Source organism: Pseudomonas sp. PDM31, from assembly GCF_019218965.1.
In the GTDB taxonomy this organism is placed as follows: domain Bacteria; phylum Pseudomonadota; class Gammaproteobacteria; order Pseudomonadales; family Pseudomonadaceae; genus Aquipseudomonas.
This window is the reverse complement of sequence record NZ_JAHUWS010000012.1, coordinates 86,557-107,294: the sequence shown is the minus strand read 5'-3', so window position 1 is coordinate 107,294 and position 20,738 is coordinate 86,557. Positions and strand designations below refer to the sequence as shown.

Here is a 20,738-nt window from a genome sequence, read left to right as displayed (position 1 = left end):
TCTTGCCGGAATTGACAACCTTACAGCAGAAAAAACAGAACCCTGACGTGCCGCCGCAGTCCACTGATCAAGTCCCGCAAATGCGGGGCTTTCCCAATACTCGGCAGCCCGACTTGATGGCCAGCGATACCTGGCCCTTCAGCTCAAGGAGATACACATGAATCGTTCTGTGCTGTTAGGTTTGTTCATTACTGCTTCCATGATGGCTTCCCCTTCGTTTGCCGCAGAAGACCTTTGCGAGGTCAACCTGAAAACCATCGAAAACGGCAAGGCACAGGTTCCTCCGGAAATGACTGACCAGGTAAAGGCCTCCGTCGAGAAAGCCAAGGCCGAGCAGGCAAAAGGCACCCAGGAAGGCATTGACGCTTGCATCTCCGAGACCACCCAAACCATCACCGATGTCACGAATGCAAAAAAAGGCTCGAAGTAACCCGGTTCAAGGCCAACCTTCGGGTTGGCCCTCCGAGCCTCGGTGACGCACATCCCCCCGACGCCGCCCTATACAAAGAATTTTCGCCCCATTCAACGCTGCCTCATCAGACAGTCCACCCATCGTTTTTCCAAACGAACCGAATTCCCGCGCAGCGTCGGAGTCTTCTAAACAGCCCCGATCCATCATGTAAAGCTGTAGTCGGGCAACACACCCTGTGGCGAGGGGGCTTGCCCCCGCTCGGCTGCGAAGCAGTCGCAAAACCGCTACACACGATGTACCTGACCTGATACCCCCCATGGCAGTTTTTTCGACCAAGCCGCGCCCCCCCTGACGCAGCCCCGAAAAAATCAGCCCAAGGAGAAAACCATGAAACCTGCCTCACTTGCTGGCCTGCTCACCACTTGCGCAATCCTCGCCTCCCCTGTGTCCGCCGCCGACAACACCCTCTGCACGAGCAAGCTCCAAGAGCTCAACAACAAAGTCACCGCACTGCCAGCAACCTCCACGAACACCACAATGGAGATCAAACGACTACTGTCCAGCGCCCAAGCATCACAAGCCGCCGGTGACGACACCAAATGCGTCACCGAAGCCAGCCAGGCAATGGCCCTCGCTGACCAACAGACCAACGCAGCCACCCCATGATCTGTGATGCCCAACCTTTCGGGTTGGCCTTCTCACGCGTGTTGGCGTACACTGCACAGGCCTGTTGCTCATTTGATTCACCGAGCATCAGGCTCGGGGCCGTTTAGGATTCGACGCCGGTTGCGAAACTTTAGGTGCATGCCGAGTTGGTAACAGAACTCGTAAATCCACTGTTGCAACTACTTATAGTTGCCAATGACGAAAACTACGGCCAGGAATTCGCTCTCGCTGCGTAAGCAGCCTTAGCCCTGAGCTTCTGGTACCTTCGGGTCCAGCAATCACCAGGGGATGTCTGTAAACCCAAAGTGATTGTCATATAGAACAGAATCGCCGTGCAGTACGTTGTGGACGAATCGGCTAAAACTTACACAACTCGCCCAAAGCACCCTGCCCGTCGGGTCGCTGAGGGTTAACTTAATAGACACGGCTACGCATGTAGTACCGACAGCGGAGTACTGGCGGACGGGGGTTCAAATCCCCCCGGCTCCACCACTTCATCATCTAAAGACGTCCACGGACGTCTTTTTTTGTGCCTGAAATCCAGTAAAAACAAGGGTTTATGGTCCTAGGGCGTCCATCAACGTCCGAGACCATCCATGATTTCGTGTATTCCAAGTGGTATTCCAGGCGCTCACCTGCTATTTTTTGGAATACATAAACAGCACTGGAATACACCATGGGGGCCCAAGCCACGCGCCTTTCAGACGTAAAAGTGAAAGCCGCGAAGCCAAAGGATAAGGACTACATTCTCACGGATGGCAATGGCCTTCAGATGCGGGTGAGAATCAATGGCTCTAAGCTTTGGAATTTCAATTATATTCAACCCGTGACGAAAAAACGGATCAACATGGGGCTAGGCACCTTTCCTGAGGTCAGCCTGGCGCAAGCCCGCAAAAGAACCGTTGAGGCAAGAGAACTCGTCGCCCAAGGGCTGGACCCTAAAGAGAAACGCGACGCCGAGCGACATGCGAAAAAAGCAGCCACGGAACACACTTTTGAAAATATCTCGACAGCGTGGTTCGAGCTCAAAAAGGATTCAGTCACCCCAGCGTACGCCGAGGATATTTGGCGCTCCCTCACGCTGCATGTTTTCCCGGACCTGGGCCCGACCCCAATCTCAGCTATCACTGCTCCTAAGGTCATCACCTTGCTCCGCCCCCTCGAAACGAGGGGTAGCCTCGAAACTGTTAAACGTTTGACTCAGCGTCTCAATGAAATCATGACCTATGGAGTTAATTCGGGATTGATTCACGCGAATCCACTCAGTGGGATTCGCTCCGTCTTCAAGAAGCCAAAAAAGAAGAACATGGCGGCACTACCTCCCGAGGAGCTAAAAGAGCTCATGGTGGCGATCGCCAATGCCAGCATAAAAAGAACCACGCGCTGCTTAATTGAGTGGCAGCTTCACACTATGACCAGGCCGGCCGAGGCGGCTACATCCCGCTGGGCTGATATCGACTTCGAAAAGAAGATCTGGACGATACCGGCGGAGCGAATGAAGAAGCGTCGGATACACATCATTCCTCTCACTGATCAAGCTCTGGCACTCTTGGAGGCGATCAAGCCCTACAGTGGGCATCGGGAATACGTGTTCCCTGCAGACAGAGACCCTCGCACGCACTGCAACAGCCAGACCGCCAACATGGCATTGAAGAGGATGGGGTTTGAAGGGCGCTTGGTTAGCCACGGCATGCGATCAATGGCGAGCACCATCCTCAATGAACACGGCTGGGAGCCTGAGCTGATTGAGGTTGCGCTAGCCCACGTTGATAAGGATGAGGTACGTAGCGCCTATAACCGAGCCGACTATATTGATCGCAGACGCCCGATGATGGCTTGGTGGAGCGAGCACATCCACAGTGCGGCAACCGGCAGCCTTTCAGTGTCAGCAACCAATGAAAATAGGGACCGTAAAGTCGTTTCGATCCGTTGAGACTAAAACCGGTGGCGAGCAGGAGTCTTGGGTTTGGGACGCGTGCAGCGCTATCGGTTCGTTCATCACTTGCTGACCTCCTCAACATTTGATGTCATTTTTGCATACATCTTCTCGAGCAATGGCTCGACGATGAGCTCTGCCTCAGCCCAGTGGTCTTCCCGGAGCATTGAGTACGGCGCATCCAGATGGATCTCTTTGTCAAACGGAAAGTCCGTTTCTGTTTCTAATCCAACGATTAGCTGCATGTCATCTGGTAGCTCTTTTGCAATGAACTGAAGCACCGCCGGCAGGTTGACGTCGTCTTGAGCCTGCTGGTTCGGCGAGTCAATCACCACGGGGACGTCGAAAGTCCCGGTTACACCCTGGCACGTTTGCCAGAGTGCGGCGTAGTAAGCCAGAATTGATCGAGGACCTCCGCTTCCTGATAGATCTGGACGTCCAGCAAGCTTCATCTTCGATGCGTCTACTGCGGGAAGTTGCAAGGCAACACGCCCAGACACGTAGTAGGATCTGAACTTCTCCAATATCGCCCGAGTCCTTTTCGGGGCACGGAGCAACTTCATTTTTTCATCTAGAGCATCCACGGCACCCAGAGCCTTATCGATCGCGCCTTGCAGAAGTTTACGCTCGGCTTCGAACGCCGCGACTGCGCTTTCCGCCCCAATGCTTTCAACGACATCCTGAAACTTTAGGTCTCCTTTGCGGGTATCCAGAAGCTTAGAGATTCGCTGGTAGCTCTCGTCTAGGTTATGGAGCCTGGCTAACGTGGCGCCATATCGATTCCGAACCTCGTTCGCGTCATCCCTGAGACACCCTGCTAGCTCTCGTAGCACTCGTGCATCCTCAGCGAATTGGAGCAAGTCATAAAACGACTTCGTGTGCTCTGCATTACAGGTTGGGCAAATCAGAGGTTCCGCCCCTTCAGCCCGTAGATACTTTGCGTCATGACCATATGCCGCGAGAGCGTCATCGGCTAATCGGATCTGCTGCTCAAGACTGGAAAGCAAATCTTGCTCACGAACGGCAGCACTACGGAGCATCTCCTGCCTCTGATTAAGCTCAGTAACCTCCCGGGTCAGCAGTGCAATCTCATAGGCAAAGTTCTCAGGGTTGAGTTTAGGACCAGATAAGGGCAGCGTTCGGCTGAACCGCTCCATAGTTCGCTCTAGAAGTTTGTATTCTCGCCGATGCTCATCAAGCGCTTTGGATACTTGAACTCTCTCGGCTCTGGCCCGATAGTACTCGGGCGGACATACGCCAGTGAAGTACTCCAAGATAGCGCTCCAGGGAGAGCTGAACCTTTGGAGGCCGATAAAAGTGTTCCAGCCGGACTGCCAACTGCCATCCTGATTTACGTAAAACGGCAAAAAAAAACATGCAGGGTCTGCCGGTTTAATAGCTGACTCTCTTTTATCGGTAAACACCAGATTAAAATCAGTAATGTTGCAGAACGCCTCGGACCACTCTCCGAACTTAGAGGTGGCGACGATCATCTCCTGATTTGCGTTGAAAAGCGCGCGTCGCCCATTCTGGTGCAGTGCGAAGAAATGACATCCTCCAATTGAGAACTCTAGGAGAGAGACGGAATTTTCATCCCACGATTCGAGCTTTCCCTGGGGCTTGGCACCAAGGGTCTCAAAAATGCTTCGAATCAGACTCGTCTTGCCAGTGTGGTTCCTTCCCCTCAACAGGTTTTTCTTCGGGTGGAAGCCCACGTGTCTCGCCTTCTTGTCGCGGTGCGAGAGCAGCCAGATGTTTTCGAATCGAAAGCTTTTCATAGTTCTTAGTTCTCAAGCTACGAACGAGGAATCTCAGTTCGGGTCCACGCATTTTTTAATAGCCCTCATTGCAAAGCGCGCGAGTAGTTCGGCATCGCGAAAGCTAGTGAAATTCTTTTTCAGTTCGGCTAAACAAGCCTCAAAGTACGGCCGCAACTGTGGTCCGGCCACGTTGAGTTCGATCCAGCTGTCACAGAAATTGTGAACAGATCGGGCATCGGGCAGTGTTGTGCCTGCTAGTTGCTCCCGAACCACACGCGCAGCTTCAGCTCGCACCGCGGTAACCAACATGAAGTCCATTCCTTCGGTTTGTAGCTGCGTGAGCCAGACACCCAAATAGGCCGAATAATCTGGAGTTGCTTCAAGTGCCCCCATTGCAGCTACAAACTCATGCCTCGCGAACCCACGCTGCTTAATGAGCTCTCCGAAAGACGAACAAGTATCAGTGTGGCGACCTAGAGGCGAAATCTTCGTGACGAGGGATTCTACGAACGAAGCAGCCTGGCCCGCATGAGCAGGACTGCGATGCATCAACAATTCCAGCGCAACTTTGATGACGTAACTACTGGGCTCATCGGGGTGGATAGCAACTCTCTTCAGCGTAAGCTTCGTCAAATCCGGAGCAGGCGAGCCGCTCGCACCAAGCGAACTCAAAGCTTGAGACAACAAATCTGCATGATCAGGAGAAAAATCCGCGAGCGAGCAAGGCATCGACGTCGCTGCATTTCCCCCCGCAGCAAGAGGAATGTCACATCCAGCGTTCGAGATAAAGAAGGCCTGAACAGGTAACTTATCGAATGCAGCGAGGCTGAGCTGAAGCTTGCCAAGGGCACTGTCGCCGACTTTTTCAAACTTAGGTATTACCGCCTTCGCTGAAGCTGCTGGGTTCTTCTTTTTCGGAGGCACCGCTGTGCCAGTGAGTACGGACCAGCTCCACTCGCCTCGATCTTTCTTTTTTACCTGGTAAACGCGCGCACGCGACGGAGTGTATGACGAGTCCAGCTCGGTGACATCCTGCACCGTTTCGAAAAGCAGCAAGAAATCAATCTCGCCCGCCTGCTCCAGCTCTACCATTCGGAGCACGGCCCACCACCGCTGAAAATCCACACCTTTAGCGCCGTGGCCACCGCCTGTCTCTGTGAGGCCCGGTTTGTTCGCGACGAGGAGTAACTCTGCGGCGCCAGCTGAAATGGTCAAGGCATGCTCCCTATGCACTTTCGCCACCTAGGATGGCACCTTATCATCATCATTCACATTGCGGTCGCTGTAAAGGTGCCCGCCTTCTACTCCGCAAGATGTGTTGCCCGTTCGCTTACTCTTCGGTACTCGCTGACGAGAGGTGATTGACCGCAAGCGACGTGCAAAATCTTCGAATGCAATTCGGCATAGATCGGGCACCCCTTCGGGAAGTAGGCGTGCCCGAGAAGGTCAATCTGTAAGTGATGCGCCAGCTTGCCATTATCTGCAAGCTGGCGGTAGCTGCTACCGTACTGTTTGATATCCGGACGAATCTCGCCGATTTACTTCCAAGCTTTCAAATTTATTACACGCAGCGACGTCAACATAAGTGCACTCATTTTCACTCATCATGGGTACTCGAAATCGCTGCTGCTTTACAGCACTTTTATAAACTCTGCGATAGCTATAACCGCCCCCTCCTCTTCCGGCTCAAGTACCAATGGCTGGTACTCCGGATTTAATGGCTTGAGGGTAATACGCTCGTGCTGCCATTCACCGTCATCACTGACAGTTTTTTCACTGGTATAAACCTTCAGAGTGTACTCACCAGCAGTTTCAGTGTCGGCCACGCCAGCATGCCTGACCAGCAGCTTTCGGTCCTGGCGGCTACCAGCCGGCACCGGCCGGAACAGGCAGTAACTACCATCAGGCACCAAGGGTTCCATGGAGCGACCTACCACCTGCGCCACAAACATGCCCGGCTCCAACTTGCCGTCATCCAACGCGACCCAATCTTCAGCATGTTCGGCCAGCGCAGTCAGCCCGTCCTGCTCTTGACTCCAGGCCCCAGCAGCGACCTGCAGGCCAACCAAGGGAACGCAGTTGTGGTATGGCACAAAGCCCGCGTCTTCCGGGGCTAGCGTTTTGAATGGAAATACTTTGGCACTGTATAATACAGCCGCTCCAGACTTTGGATCAGACGCCAAATCAAACCAGTCATCACTGGCCGCCAACTCCTTGGCCTTCGCCTTGCCGATCACTGCTCGCGCAATGCGGCGCATGTGCTCACGCATCACAGTCTTGTCATACAGCTCCTGGAACTGGATTTCGATCACCTCGTAATCTGTATTCAGCAACTCCTGACGGATCTGACGATCCTTGGCGGCTGTTAGGGCATTGCCGTGCAGGTGCTCGCTCATGCCATCTAAGTAGATGCAAACGCCCTCGTACTGATCGTTGGGCTCGTGGAAATACACGTCCGGACGGGTCGTGATGCCACCGAATAGCTGAATCGGCCGCTCAGTCTCAAACGCAGCCATGCCTGCCGCCTTCAGCATTGCCACCAGCTGTTGCTCAGGGGGATTACCCGGTTGCTGCGTCAGTGTTTCATCCGGCAATACAGGCGCCAATTCATGGGCAAAGTTCAGGGTGCTTCCCCAGTCGTTGAACACTTCAAGCGCGGTATGGCGATTCAGTTTGTCATGATAGAAAGAGTTGCGGAAATGCTGCAGACAGTCCACACAGGATGACTCACAGGCAGACGGACACTCCTCGGCCAAGCGCCTTGCCGCACTCACCACATCCGGCCAGTGCTCCAGCAACTGTTCCAGCAGGCCCGAGCCACCCGGCATGGGGTCATACAGCAGCGCATCTACCGACTCACTCCCCGGTTTGCCTATCACCTGTACCTGGAGATCGGATATCTCCATATCCAGAACGTCGGCTGCTCCTTGACGCAGCGACTCCATGACGCTGTAGGCCGTTTCCTGGGAGGCGCAGTCCTGCAGTACTAGTGCGTCGGCTACCACCTCGGCGTAGAAAGCGATGGTCTGAACGGGACGGCCACAGCGTTCGATATGATGCTCATTAAATTTATCCAGCTCCTGCTGGCTGCTCATGGCCGAGCGGCTAGCACCACACACCAGGCACAGCGGATATCCCAGCAACGCCCCGGAACGCACTTGCGAAGCCGCGCCAACATTTACCAAGCGCATGTGCATGCCATGCTTTAGTTGCAACTGCGCTTTGCCCCACTCATAGACTTTACCGCCGGAGTGCCGCCCTTGGTCTTGGGCAAAGACTGCCACCGACATCTGGAAGCGGTAGTCCTCATCGTCCGAGATGTAGGAATGATGGGGTGCATCCACATCGCAGATGGCTACACCCGGAATTTGCGTGACCGACATGGAGCTGGCTTCACTGCCAGCCTTAGCGTTCGGGCCAGTTTCCTGGACTGACTCACTTGCCACATCCACAGCAAATACCAGAGGCTCTTCCGGGACTAGATGGAAGTGACGGGGCACAAATTTGTGCGCATTGGCGTAGATCAGGTTACCAGGCACATATTCGCGAACAGCCAGAGCAGTGTTACGGCGTAACTCCCAGTCACTGATATCGCTGCTGTGACGAGGCGCTACATGGGTCAGGGTTACCGCACCGCTATCCAGTCCATAACCCGGCAGAAAGCCCTCAGCCGCCAATACGCCATAGGTATTGGTGTCATCAAAACCCTCTGCTTGGCTACGATTGCGCTTGGCCTCGCCTTTTAGTTTTTTTACCAACCGTTCGCAGCGGGCGCGCAAGGCCTCTTCATCGGCGTCCAGTGCGCCCTTGCCAGCGGCCACCTTGCGCAACCGCTCCAACTGCCCCAAAGCCCACTGCAGGCGCTGGAATAGACGATTGATTACCCCCTGGAGCTGCTCCGCAAAACTACCAATGAGCACCTCCAACTGGCCACAGCTTACTACCTCGCGGTCACTGGTCGGCCACCCCTGGTGGAAGGCTTTGATCACCGCATTCAAGAGTACTGCTTTATGCTGCGCTATCTGCTGGCTCAATGCTTCAACCGTTAGAGGCTCAGCCCTCACCATGCCATCAGAGGTAAACAGATAGGGTCTGATTTGAGGTGGCAAGCAGGCAGACAAGGCCTCCTGCAGCGCAGCGGCCTGTTGTCCAGGCAGACAGTTACTACGCAGCATCTGCAGCAGCGTGGTCAGTACCGTAGCATTCACGTGCTTGGCAACCATGACGGGGTTGCGCAGGTTGAAGCTTGGGGGCTCCACCAACCCCTCGAGCATCTTCAGCGGTTCATTGAAGTAGGCTCGGTCGTGACTGGTTGTGCGTGCATAGGTCAGATCCAGCGCCATGCGGAACTGACGCCCAGCACGACCAGCCCGCTGCCAGTAATTGGCCGGTAAAGGCGGTACGTTGCGCATCAAGACTGCATCCAGCGAGCCGATGTTCACGCCCATCTCAAGCGTGGGTGTACACACCAGGGTATTGATGCGCTCGCTCTCGCCCTTGAAGGCGTTTTCGATGCGTTCACGCTCCGGCCCCGGAATCTGCGCAGAGTGTTCACGGGCACGAAGCATGGAAAACTCCTGATCCAGCAGCAGCAGGTCGTAGTTATCCGGATTCTCGGCCTCGAATACCAGCTTGCCACTACAACGCCAGGCCATACAGGTCATACCGGGGTTGACCCGGGCATGCAGCCGCCGGCAGGTCTGGCAGCGATACATGCCTGACGCAGGCACCAGCATCATGTGATCCACATGCACCTGCGTGGCGCCGTGACAGCCTGGCAGGTTATTTCCGCGCGCGCCCTTGAACTGCACCTGCGTCAACAACTCCAGCTCATCGGTACAGAGCCGCCAAACATCATCCAGAAACGACTGAACGTGATCTGGATCCACTCCCCAACTCACAGCCGCCTGTTTGGCGGAACTGTCGTAAGTGCTGAACCACTGCTTGATACGTCCTTTGTCGTGCTGACCATCGCGCTCAAACACCAAGCCTTCCGGCACACCACGCATGATCGGCAGATAACCGCGCAGTACTTCCTTTTCACCGTCCAGCCAGAATTTGGAAAACATGCGCGTCACAGGATCAAACAGCATGCGCCTGGAACGAGCTGCATCCAGCAACGAGGCAATACCGTCGCGCAAGTCCGCCGGTGAGCAGCCCAACGCCCTTGCCCACTTCTGAATAACCGGCAGTGCTTCATCCAACCCCAGATACTGGATCTTCAAACGCCCCAACGGTTCCAGACCGGTGCTTTGCCGCGCTCCTAACGTCAGCTCACGCAGCACCTGGGCGCGCAAAAACCACTTGCGCTCCTCGGCATGCGCCAGGCTGGTTTCCGATTTGGGTTCGACCCGCCAAACCTCTGGGATCAACGCCCGCGACAACTCATCATCTGCATCCAGAAACTTGTCCAGCCACAACACCAGATCACCGACCGAGACGGCGCCTTCGCGCAGCTTTTTGTAGATCAATTCCCTGAGGCGATAACGACGGGAGCGATCCTGCATCCAGCCCGCCTGGAAAGCGGCATCCTGGCGGTTGTCTGCGAACACCAGGAGGCGCTTGCGCTCGGCACGGTGGATCATGCTCTGGGCCAGCACATGCACATCAGCCACGCCCGTCGCGCGTACTGGACGGGCCGGTTCGCGGTAACTGCCGCTCACCCGGCGACCATGGGCGCCGCAGGATACACAGCGGGTCAAACGTCCAATGTGTTCTTCTTTCTGCTGTACGAAATGCAATGCTTTGAGGGTCTTATTGCGGCCACAACCAACACACTCAGGACACTGCCGGTCATGCGTGGTGCCGCAATAACGGCAGACGAAGAGCACCTCAGTGCGCGAGGGCTCTTCCTCACCATCGGAGCCTACCTGATGATCCAATGAGACAGCACGCACGCCCCCCAACGGAATGTCCTGCGCACGCCACACACGACTCTTGCCCTCGGCCGAGCCACCGCCAGGCGCATCACCGGTGTAATTGAAGTCCTCCAGCCCATGCTCGAAGTAGTGCTGGCCACATGTCGTGCAGCTCGACAGTGGGAAGGTTTTCAGTTCCGGATCACGCCCGTCACTCGCAGCCAGTGCATCCTCAGCCGACAGCCACAATCTACCCAGCTGCCCTAGCCCTTCTTCAAAGGTCACTACCGCGCCGCTAACGCCGCGCACAAACCCGTGTACCACCGGTCGCAGCAACGGCCGGTCGCCATTACGGGCCGCAGCCCCCAGAGCCAGCCAAATGAGGATTTCCTCTTCGGTGATCGGGCGTCCCAGTTTGTCGTTCAGCTCTTCCAGCAAGGTAGCCACGGCTCGCGGACGGCGCAGCACATCGGCGATTTGAAACACCACCTCGTTATGGCTGAGCCACTGGTTCAGCGCCTCACGCCAGTTGTCACCGGCCATGCGCATGCCGCTGGTGGTCTGGAACCAGATACGGAACGCCTGCAAGTCGGCGGGCTCGACCTCGGCTCGGTCCAGCGTGCCGAGCATTTCCAGCACGGTTTTCAGCTGCATGGCCTGATCGCCATTGAAGGGCGCGCTGACAGTGCGCGGCTCGCCCCAGATGTCCTCTTCGTAGGCTTCGCCGATCAGCTCGACATTCTGGCCATCCACGCCAAAGAAGCGACTAGCAAACTCGCGGCCGGCTTCGATACCGCGGCGCGGGTCAGCAATGGTGGCGGAGGTGGCGACACAGGTGGTGCTGTTTTCGTCCTTGCCACAATAGGCACGCAAACGGCGAATCAGGCAGGCGGTTTCGGCGCCACCAGCACCGGTAAAGGTATGCGCCTCGTCGAATACCATGAACTCCAGCAGTGCGTTGTCGAACAGTTCCAGGTCCTGCTGTCGGGTCAGCAGCAGCTCAAGCTGCTTGACGTTGGTCAGCAGAATGCGTGGCTGCTGGCCTGGTGTGCGCATGGCCTCACGGCTCACCCGCTCCTCGGCCGGATGCAAGGCGACATCCATTTTCTGCTGCTGCATTTGCTGTAGCTTGCTGCGGTAATCAGCCACCGTGCTGCCTGACGGGAGGCGAACGCCATTGATATCCGCCTCCGTGCGCGGGGTCTTGCCCACATACATGCCAAAGGTCACACCGGTGCCCACCAGTAGCTCGCGCATACGCTGCAACTGGTCTTCAGCTAGGGCGTTCATGGGGTAAACGATTACCGCCGTCACTCCCGCCTCGGCCCCCTCGTCCCGTAAGTGCAGGCAACGGCTGATGATCGGCAGTAGAAAGGATTCAGTCTTGCCCGAACCTGTACCGGTGGCCACCAGCGTGGTGCGACCGGCCTTGATGGAGCGGAAGGCCTTTTCCTGGTGCAAGTAGGCGCCCGGATAGGGAGACAACTGCCGGATGTGCGGGTGCAACACGCCTTCGTTGACCAAATGCTCCAGACTGGCGCCTTTCATAAAGGTGCGCGACAGGGAGATAAATGGCCCTTTCATCAACGGCGTATTGCGGGTGTGCTCAAGGTTGAGCAGTTCACGCATCTGCCGGTACAGACTCTCATCGGCAAAAGCATAGGTGCTGAGCTGGTAGCGCAGAAAGTCGCTTACGACGTCTTCGGTATAAGTAATGGGATTCAGCATCAGAACAGTGCTCTCTGCGGTGATTCTGTTTTATATGGCGCCCGCTCATCAGCAACCCCGTCGGCGTGCTCCGGTTGCGGCAATGGCACGATGCGGCGGATCAGTTCGGCATGGGCCGCACACTCCTGCCAGGAATGCTCCACATCTTCGCTCATCTGCCAGTCGAAAAAACGCGGCCCAAGGCGCGAGGTCACTGGCTGGTATTCCTGCGCGCGATCATCGTGGCCCAAGCCATAGTCGGCCAGGCACAACTGTTCGGGGATCATCCAGCCTTCGCCATCGTTCTGCGCGAGGAAGACATCGAGCCCTTTTTCCTGCAGATCGTGGAAGGCGACCAGCGACAGAATGGTGTGGCGCAGTTCGGGATCTCTGTCTTTGTCTATGCGCCAGAAGCCTTTGGGGTTGAGCTGTGCCGTGAAAGCGTCGGTAAGCGACCGTTGGGGATGGTCACAATCAGCCAAGATGTAAACAAGCTCATCACTGGAAAGGGCTAAGGCGCTCGCAACCAAGGCTTCAGATATACACCGCTGACGTATGCGTTCCGCCGGCGTCAAAGCAAAATTCCTCGGATGATCTTCAAGTGCAAAGCTGAAAATCCTGAGGTGACCGATCAAGGCTTGGCCAATTCCAGCCAGAAAGGGCGCTACTGCCTTTTCAGGAAGAACCGACTCCTCAACCACAAACCAATTCAGGTGCAAGCCACCACATCGTGCTCTTGCAACGAAGTCATAAACGAAGGAGTTCATAGCCGTTGCGAGCGCAAACACACTTTGCTGGGAGCCCAGCACGGCAGACGTGTTGCCGCATGGGAAAAATGGAGTACAGGTGGCTCGCGCAGTTCTCGCGTTGGTTGCCGACGTCACATCGATAAAAGTAACCTTTGGCACAGGACGCCATTTTGGCTGACCGGCCATCTCTCCAGACTTGTATTTTTTCGAAGCGGCATCTTCGAGGCCGATCAAATACTGAGGATCAAGCTCCTCGCTGTCCGAGGTGATTTCTCGCCAAACGGCCGAACGTCCTTTCCCGGAAACCCACCCTTTTGAGGAAACTTGGAACTGATCGATGATGTTGCCTTCGAGAAGCGGTAACGCCACATCCTCAATCGCCTCCACCCGCATCGCCTGCCGCCCATCCCGCGACAGCACCAAACCCGGTTCGCGCTCCAGAATAGGCTTCGGGCCCTCGTAGTCGCGCCAGGCGCCTTTCAGCCAGTGGCCGTACTCGTCGGGGCGATAGCCCTTTTCCTCCCATTTGGGACGCGGCGGGAACAGCTTGGAGTCGTTGGTCATGTGGAATTCGGTGGCGTACTTGATGCCCCAGCCGTTTTCGCTCTGGTCACCCAACAGCACGCCGTTGGCGTAAATTTTCTGCAGTACGTGAAGGTCTTGCTCGCTGCGGATTTCCAGAATGGCCTTGGAATACGGCGAAAACTCCTCCACCCGCGCCCGCGGGTAGGCCAGCACATGTCGCTCGGCCTGCTCCCAATCGTCCACATTGCGGTGCATAAAGCCGACGCGGATGGCCCGGGTTGCACCGCCTTTCTGCACGATCAGTGGGCAGAATTTGAAGGAACGATGGATATCGAAAATGCCTGCACGGTTCTCAAAGCCAAACAGCCACTGCCAGTCGCACTGGCTCAGGAACAGCTCGCGCAGGTCGGTGGTGCCCTTGTCGGTATAAATACCGCTGGGCACGATCATGCCCAAGCGCCCCTGCCCACGCAGCAACGCATGGCTTAACTCCAGGAAGAGCTTATAGGTATTCAAGTCGGCCGAGCCCTGATGCAGGAAAGGGTGCGCGATATCGGCAAAACCTTTGTGCTTCTTGCGTTGCTGCAGCCATTTTTTGTGTGCGACCGCCGAGGCGTCGAAGCTGTTTCGGCCACTACCTAAATTCAGGTCGTGCTTTTTCTTGCCATTCTTGTCTTCGGTAATGCGGTCGCCAAAGGGCTTGCCCACGTACTTTGCCCAGTTGGACATACCTTTAAGGTCAGAGTTGTAGGCAATCCAGTCGTGCTCCAGTTGCGGCCAGGAGCGGAAGTACTCCAGTTGCTTGGCCAGTGCATCCTGCTTGCCATAGGCGCGGTAGAGCGGGTCGTTGTTGGAGAAAAACTCTTTGGAATTGGGTTTCTGGATTTCCCACGGCGGGTTGCCCAGCAGCGCATCAAAACCGTCCTGGGTGGCGGTGAACACATCCGGGAACTCCAGCTCCCAGTGGAAAAAGCGCTGGTGACGAGCCACGTCGGCGGCAATGGCCAGCGCCTGTGCATTGGGGTTGACAAAGTCGAGCGGCAGCGGTGCCACTTCGATCTGCTCGCCTGGCCAGAACCACAGCGCGCACCACAGATCCATGCGTGCTTTCAGGGCATGGTAGTGGGGGTTGTTAAGCACCTCGTTGCGATAGACCTCGGCGCGCTTTTCACTTTCGTGTACAGGCAGGCGGTGCAGTTTGCGGAACACCTTGAGCAATTCGTCGTGCACATTGCCCGCATCCAGAGCGCCATCCAAAGCCATCTGACCGCTGAGCAGCGCCTGCAGTTGCTCGGGCACTGCCTTACTGCGGGCCTTTATCGCATCGGTAAAGACGTCCCCCTTGCGCTTGCCCTTCGCGTCTTGGTACCAGTGGTTGATCAGGCCCTCAGGCTTGTTCTTCTGATAGTCCTTGTCGCCGCCTTCCCGTTCCCAGGCCATGGCCGGGTAGTCGCGGTAGGTGTCAAACCAGGTGCCCACCAGGGCGTTGCCGACCTTGAGCTTGTGATCAAGGAAGCCAAAGGGCAGATCGCGGTCCATGGTCTCCACCCACAGCGCCATACGCCCCAGCTCCACTGCCAGCGGGTCAAGGTCGACGCCGTACAGGCAGTTTTCCACAATGTGACGCTTGAGCTGGGCGCGCAGAGCCTCTTCAAAGCCATCATCTTTGGGATTGAGTTTGGTGAGCTCATCGCTGAGCAGTTCGGCCAACTTGCCGTCAGCCATGCGTGGCACACCGCCGTCTTCGCTACGCTCGATCAGCTTATGGTGGAACAGCGACTGGGTCAGTGCTTCGGTGAGGTAACGCAGGGCACCCGCAAGGAAAGAGCCAGAGCCCATGGCCGGGTCGCACACCTTCAGGGCCAGAATCTGCTCGGGCTTTTTCGGTGCCCACTCCACTACGGCGTCCAGCCCGGTGCGCGAATCGATTTCGCTGCGCACGGCCTCATAAGCCAATGGTTGCAGGGTGCGGCGCACGGTGGGCGCGGCCAGTTGCGGCCGGGTGTAGAAGGTGCCGGCGCCCTTACGGGTACCACCCCAGCGCACCAGGAAGAACTGGCCGGGGGCGACCATACGAACACACAGCTGTTTGCCGGCCTTTTCCAGTGCCTGTTGTTCTTCATCACCGGTGGCATTGGCTTTGCGGCCACGGGGCTTCTTTACCAGCCCGGCAATCTGCGCGGCACGCTGCAGCCAGGTATTGGCCCGGACTAGATGGTCTTCGCTAAGGATCAGCTCTTCTGCGCTGTCGGCGCTGGCGACAATTTCTTCTTGGCTGTCGTCCTCGACGGACTCGGTTTCTTCGTCGGCGTTCTCTTCGCTTTCTTCGCTGTCGGCGGTTTCTTCCGCGTCCTCGTCACCCTCGTCGCCACTGTCATCCCCGGCCTTGTCTTTTTTCTTCAGGGCTTCGAACAGCTGCTTGATGGCTTTGTCGTCCATCGCCTCCAACTGCGACAAAGTCAGGGCAGGCTGGTTGCCTACGGCGAGAAAGATCACCGGGTCATTGTCGGCAGCTTGTTTGAGTTCGAAGTCGAGCAGGCCTTCGTAAAGAATGCCGATGTATTCCGAAGACAGGGTGGAAAAATCCACCGGCGCATCGACCCAGCGGCTGCCGCGGCCCTGGCGCACCTTCATTTTGGTACGGGTGAGCAGGCGCAGCAGTTTGTGCACCTGCAGATCGCTGACCAGGTTCTGACTGCTTTCCAGCAGCGCCAGTGCACGGGAAATGCCATCGTCACTGCCAGGATTTCCCGACTCGAATAGCGCACCGCCGTAGCGGGGTACGGTGAGGCGTTCGTGGGCGGAGCCTTCATGGATCAGGTTGAACAGGCCAATCAGGCGCGGCCAGGCGCTGCGGCCCTGGCTCAGGCGTTCGTTGCCTCGGCCACCGGCGCGGCGGTCCATTTGATGACGCAACCCTTCCAGGCTGTAGGCCTGCTGATAAATAGGGTTGTCGACCGGCACCAGGCCGCGGGCTTCGGAGAAGAGGGTAATGATGCAGCGCATGATAATGCGCGAGCCGGCGACGTATAAATCTTTGTAATCGTGCGCCTGCCCTTGCTGTTGAGCCTGCTCGATGGCGATATGGGAAGCGGTGATCAGCTCTTCCACTCCCTGCCGCACGCGCTCACCCAGTACGCTGGAGAGCTCGGCCTGGCCCTTTCGGGAGGCGCTGATGGCTTGCAGCAGGAGGCTCTGGCCCTGCTCTGCCAGCAGAGTGTTGCGGTTGAGCAGTGTGCGCCAGACCACTGTCTGGGCTGAGGGTTGGCCTTCGTTGAACCAGAGGTCGATATCCCACTCACACCAGGCGTCGTGATCGCTACCGGCTTGCACCAGGCGCCATTGGCGGCCATTAGTTACCAGCGCCAGCGCCTGCCCGGTACGACGCAGCCATTCGACCACGCGTCCCAACAACTGCCGTGAGCGCCCTACCCCCAAGCGGCTGGCGAACTGACGCGAGCCGCCATCATCAGGCACGAACACGGCCAGGGTTTCACCGTTTGGCCCCAGCCACAGGCGGCGGGGTTTGATCTGGGCGCCGGTAAAGCTACGCACGGCCCAGCGACTGTCGACGCCCTGGGCCTTTTGCCATTCATCTGCGGGCAGCCCGGAAAGATCCTGCAGGATGTAATCCAGCAGGCTGCTGAGGCTTTCATTACTGCCGTCAAACGCCGTGAGCGCACGACGGAGTTTTTCGGCCGCAAATTCCCTCATGACAGGTGCGGCTGCCGGGAAAAATTCATCCAGTTTGGCCGGGGATAACAGCAGGCCACCATGTTTGAGCTGCGCCCACCCTTCCGCATGCAGGCTCATACACCCACCTCAGGGAAACGAATTTCAATGGTTACCGGAAAGACTTGAGCTTCGCCACGCAGGGCAAAGCGGCGCGGCAGAACCTGCTCAAGGATACGACGTTTCTCTTCGGTCAGACGTTCTTGCAGGTCACCAAACTGGTTCTGGCGGCGCTTGAGCTCGTCCTCCAGATCACGCAGACGCTTTTCGGCCAGTGCATCGGCGTCATCAAATAGTTGCTGCTGGATGCTAGCCACCCGCTGTTGCTCAATTTCTCGTTTTAGCTTGTCGATGCTCTGTGCCTTTTGCAGGGCCGCAACTTCACGAATGCGCTGCTCGAAGGCATCCTTTTCATGATCCCTCGCCTGCTCGTACGCACTCTTGAGTTGGGTACGAAGGATCTGAGTCAAATCAGCTCGGTAACTGCCCAATAAGGTTTTAATCTTGTCCTCCACCTCGTCCCATAGATCGCGTGCGGCGGGTACATCGGCTGCACTTTGCTGGCCAAGTAAACCAAAGTGCGGCCCGCTGTAAGGCAAGGGTTCACCCAGAGTATTGTTTTGCACCGGCAGGGCCAGGGTGCGGGTCCAGTGGTGGAAGGTTTCGCGCAGATCGTTAACGGCCATTTCCTCCACGGTGAACAGCACCAGCGCTTCGGCGCCAGCCGGCACCTGGCCACGGCTTACCAGCCAGCGGCTAGGCGGCTGAAAGTCGGTCTGCCCGCCCGGAAAGCGCAATCGTGCAAAGGCATTGAGCGACTGACGCAGCAATGGATGGCCCAGGTGCAGCAGCACGGTGTCCGGGGAGGGGCGGAATACCGGCCGACCATTGATGTTGTGGATAAAGAAGTGGTTGTCGAACACCAGCCAGGGCATGGCGCCGCTGACACCTTTCTGCGAGGGCAAGCGCAGGCTGTCATCGACCACGGCCTGCCAGCGCATAGGTAGCGGCGTACGCAAGCGCATGCGGCCCTGGGCATCGGGACCATCCAGCACTTCTCGCGAGGCGCCCAGACCCATGGCAACGCCGAGTGTGTCTTTGAGGGTACCGGGATTAAGGTCTAGATCGTCTAGCAGCTGTTGCAACCGTTGTTTTTCGTCTTCGCCGCTTTCCTCTGTGTGAACCTGAGCATCTTCGGTTGCACTTCTGCGACTGCTTATCTGCAGGTCCAGGTCACCCAACACATCGCGGTCTTCGTTCATCTCCATCATGCGACGCTGAAAAGCGGCATCAAACACCTCACCCACCGAACCTAGATCCTCGCGGATGTCGTTGACTTTGCTCAGTACGCGGGCGACAAACTGTAGGTCACTGTCATCTTCGCTGGTGAAGTGAAAGATGGTGACATCCCGTGATTGACCATGACGGTCGATACGGCCGTTACGCTGTTCCAGACGCGAGGGGTTCCACGGAATCTCGTAGTGCATCAACAAGCGGGCGGTGTGCTGCAGGTTAAGACCTTCAGAAGCAGCATCGGTCGCGACCAAAATTCGTATCGGCGCATCTGGATCGTTGAAGGCGCGCTTTACCGACTCGCGCTCGTCCTCATGCATGCCGCCATAGAGCATGCAGATGCTGCCGGGTTCAGCGCCATACTCGTCATTCAAGCGGTTGACCAAATAGTCGAGCGTGGTTTTGTACTCGGTGAAAATGATCAGTCGCTCATCATTTTTCCACTGTTCAGCGTTACGCAGCTCCTTGCCGATCAGCTCGCGCAGGCGATCAAAGCGGGCATCCGATTTCGGCTTGGCCTTAACCACGGGCTGCTTGTCCAGCCCCAAAGACTTCAGCGCGGCATCAATTGCGTCAATTTCTGACTGCAGTACCTCCACGTAGGGGTGCATCCAGGCGCCGACGACCTGCGCGGCATGGCGGCTGCGGCTCTCGCGCTCCTGATCATCGTCGATATCTTCTTCACTGGCACGACGGGCGGCAGCCACTTCAGCTGCCTGCAACGCCTCTTTGGCAGCCAGACCCTCCTTGAAGCGCAACCAGCTGTCGGCAAAGGCCACCGGACACGACAACAACCGCTTGCGCAAAATCTCAATGGCGAAATTGAGCACCATGCGTGCTTCGGGAGCGGTGCGGATAATACCTTTCAACTGCGCGCAAAACTTGCGAACGGCAGCCGCCAGCTCCTGCTCCGGCTTGAACATATACAGCGGCAACGGTTCGAGATAGCGTTTGGCAAAACGCGGCACTCGGCCCGCCTGGCGATCCTGATCGTTGATCTCGCTTTTCAGACGGCGGATTAGCACATCGCCGATCATCTTGCGTTCTTTATCGGTGAAGTCCGGCGTCTGAGTGAAGCGAACAGGGTCTAGTTGCTCCAGCAGACCCGAGAAACAGCGGGTATGGCCGTTGTGCGGTGTGGCTGTCAGAAACAGGCGGTGCTCAAAGTACGGCGTCAGGATCCGCAGCATTTTGGCCAGATCGCTGTCTTCACCGAAGTTGGACGGCATCAGGTTGTGGGCTTCATCGACAATCAGCAGATCCCACGGCAGCTGTGCACCACCCCGCTGCTTAATGGATTCACAATTGGCGATGAACTGCTCCAGCACATCAGGCTGACGCAAGTAGTGGTAAGACGTGATGATGCGCGGCAGTGCACGCCAAGGGTTGGCATCCAGCCCCATCTCCTTTTGCAGCTTGTGCGTGGCGGTTTTGTCGACGATATCAAAGCCGAGGGAGAACTTTTCCTCCATCTCCTGCTGCCACTGGGTGCGCAGGGCTGCAGGAGTGATGATTAGCACCCGACGAATGCGTCGCTTACGAATCAGCTCGGCCAGAATCAGGCCGGCCTCAACGGTTTTACCCAAACCCACATCATCGGCCAACAGCAAAGAAACACGCGGCATACGCATGGCCCGGGCGAGCGGTACCAACTGGAAGTCGTCGACACTGACAGCACCGTAGACAGGGGCAGTGGGCACTGGCTCTGAACGTTCCTGCGGATTGCTGGCCGACAGGAACGGCGTGAGCGCGCTCCAGCGAGCTGCGCGTTGTAAGGCCAGAAACTCATCCTGCTGCATCGGAGCTTCGCGATCTATTTTGGGCAGCGCGTTCGGTTCCAATACCACCGGACCGCGCTCACGTTCCCACAGCAGGGATTCTTCTGCATCACCATCGGTATCGCTGAACTCGATGGTAACCAGGTGCAGCAAAGCAGAGGTCTTGCTATCGCTGAAGGGCTCTACAGAAGAGATTACACCGCGGCGGTTACGCACAGTTGCTAGCATGCCGACGCGGGGAAGGTGATTGGCCGTAGGGTGTGAATTATTCATTGGTGATTCCGTTCAGATCGGATGTGAATCGACGAAAAGGCTGTAAGTA

Annotated in this window: 8 protein-coding genes and 1 other RNA gene; 4 read left to right on the top strand and 5 right to left on the bottom strand. The window is 57.0% G+C overall.

From position 1 onward, the window contains the following. Positions 1-157: 157 nt before the first annotated feature. The 4 genes from KW839_RS22180 (at position 158) to KW839_RS22165 (ending at position 3,011) form a co-directional block, all read left to right on the top strand. Positions 158-430 carry a hypothetical protein gene (locus tag KW839_RS22180; RefSeq protein ID WP_218425518.1) on the top strand — a complete coding sequence of 91 codons (273 nt, stop codon included), beginning with the start codon at positions 158-160 and terminating at the stop codon, positions 428-430. Between the two features lie 369 nt (positions 431-799). Further along, positions 800-1,078 carry a hypothetical protein gene (locus KW839_RS22175; protein WP_218425517.1) on the top strand — a complete coding sequence of 93 codons (279 nt, stop codon included), beginning with the start codon at positions 800-802 and terminating at the stop codon, positions 1,076-1,078. A gap of 95 nt (positions 1,079-1,173) precedes the next feature. Further along, positions 1,174-1,570, top strand: a transfer-messenger RNA (tmRNA) gene (gene ssrA, locus KW839_RS22170). 184 nt (positions 1,571-1,754) lie between these two features. After that, a complete protein-coding gene (locus tag KW839_RS22165) occupies positions 1,755-3,011 on the top strand; it encodes an integrase domain-containing protein (protein ID WP_218425516.1) in 1,257 nt (418 codons plus the stop codon). Between the two features lie 65 nt (positions 3,012-3,076). Here the strand turns inward: KW839_RS22165 and KW839_RS22160 are convergent, their stop codons facing one another. The 5 genes from KW839_RS22160 to drmD form a co-directional block, all read right to left on the bottom strand. Beyond that, positions 3,077-4,792, bottom strand: coding sequence for a hypothetical protein (locus KW839_RS22160; RefSeq protein WP_218425515.1), 1,716 nt, complete (start codon positions 4,790-4,792; stop codon positions 3,077-3,079). 33 nt (positions 4,793-4,825) lie between these two features. Continuing rightward, a complete protein-coding gene (locus KW839_RS22155; RefSeq protein ID WP_218425514.1) occupies positions 4,826-5,989 on the bottom strand; it encodes a dsDNA nuclease domain-containing protein in 1,164 nt (387 codons plus the stop codon). Positions 5,990-6,405: 416 nt separating this feature from the next. Then, entirely contained in the window at positions 6,406-12,360 is a 5,955-nt protein-coding gene (locus KW839_RS22150; protein ID WP_218425513.1) for a DEAD/DEAH box helicase, read from the bottom strand. Beyond that, a complete protein-coding gene (locus KW839_RS22145; protein WP_218425512.1) occupies positions 12,360-17,426 on the bottom strand; it encodes an Eco57I restriction-modification methylase domain-containing protein in 5,067 nt (1,688 codons plus the stop codon). The genes KW839_RS22150 and KW839_RS22145 overlap by 1 nt, the downstream gene beginning before the upstream one ends. After that, positions 17,423-20,689, bottom strand: coding sequence for a DISARM system SNF2-like helicase DrmD (drmD, locus tag KW839_RS22140; RefSeq protein ID WP_256352791.1), 3,267 nt, complete (start codon positions 20,687-20,689; stop codon positions 17,423-17,425). Before drmD ends, KW839_RS22145 begins: the two co-directional genes overlap by 4 nt. Positions 20,690-20,738 lie beyond the last annotated feature (49 nt).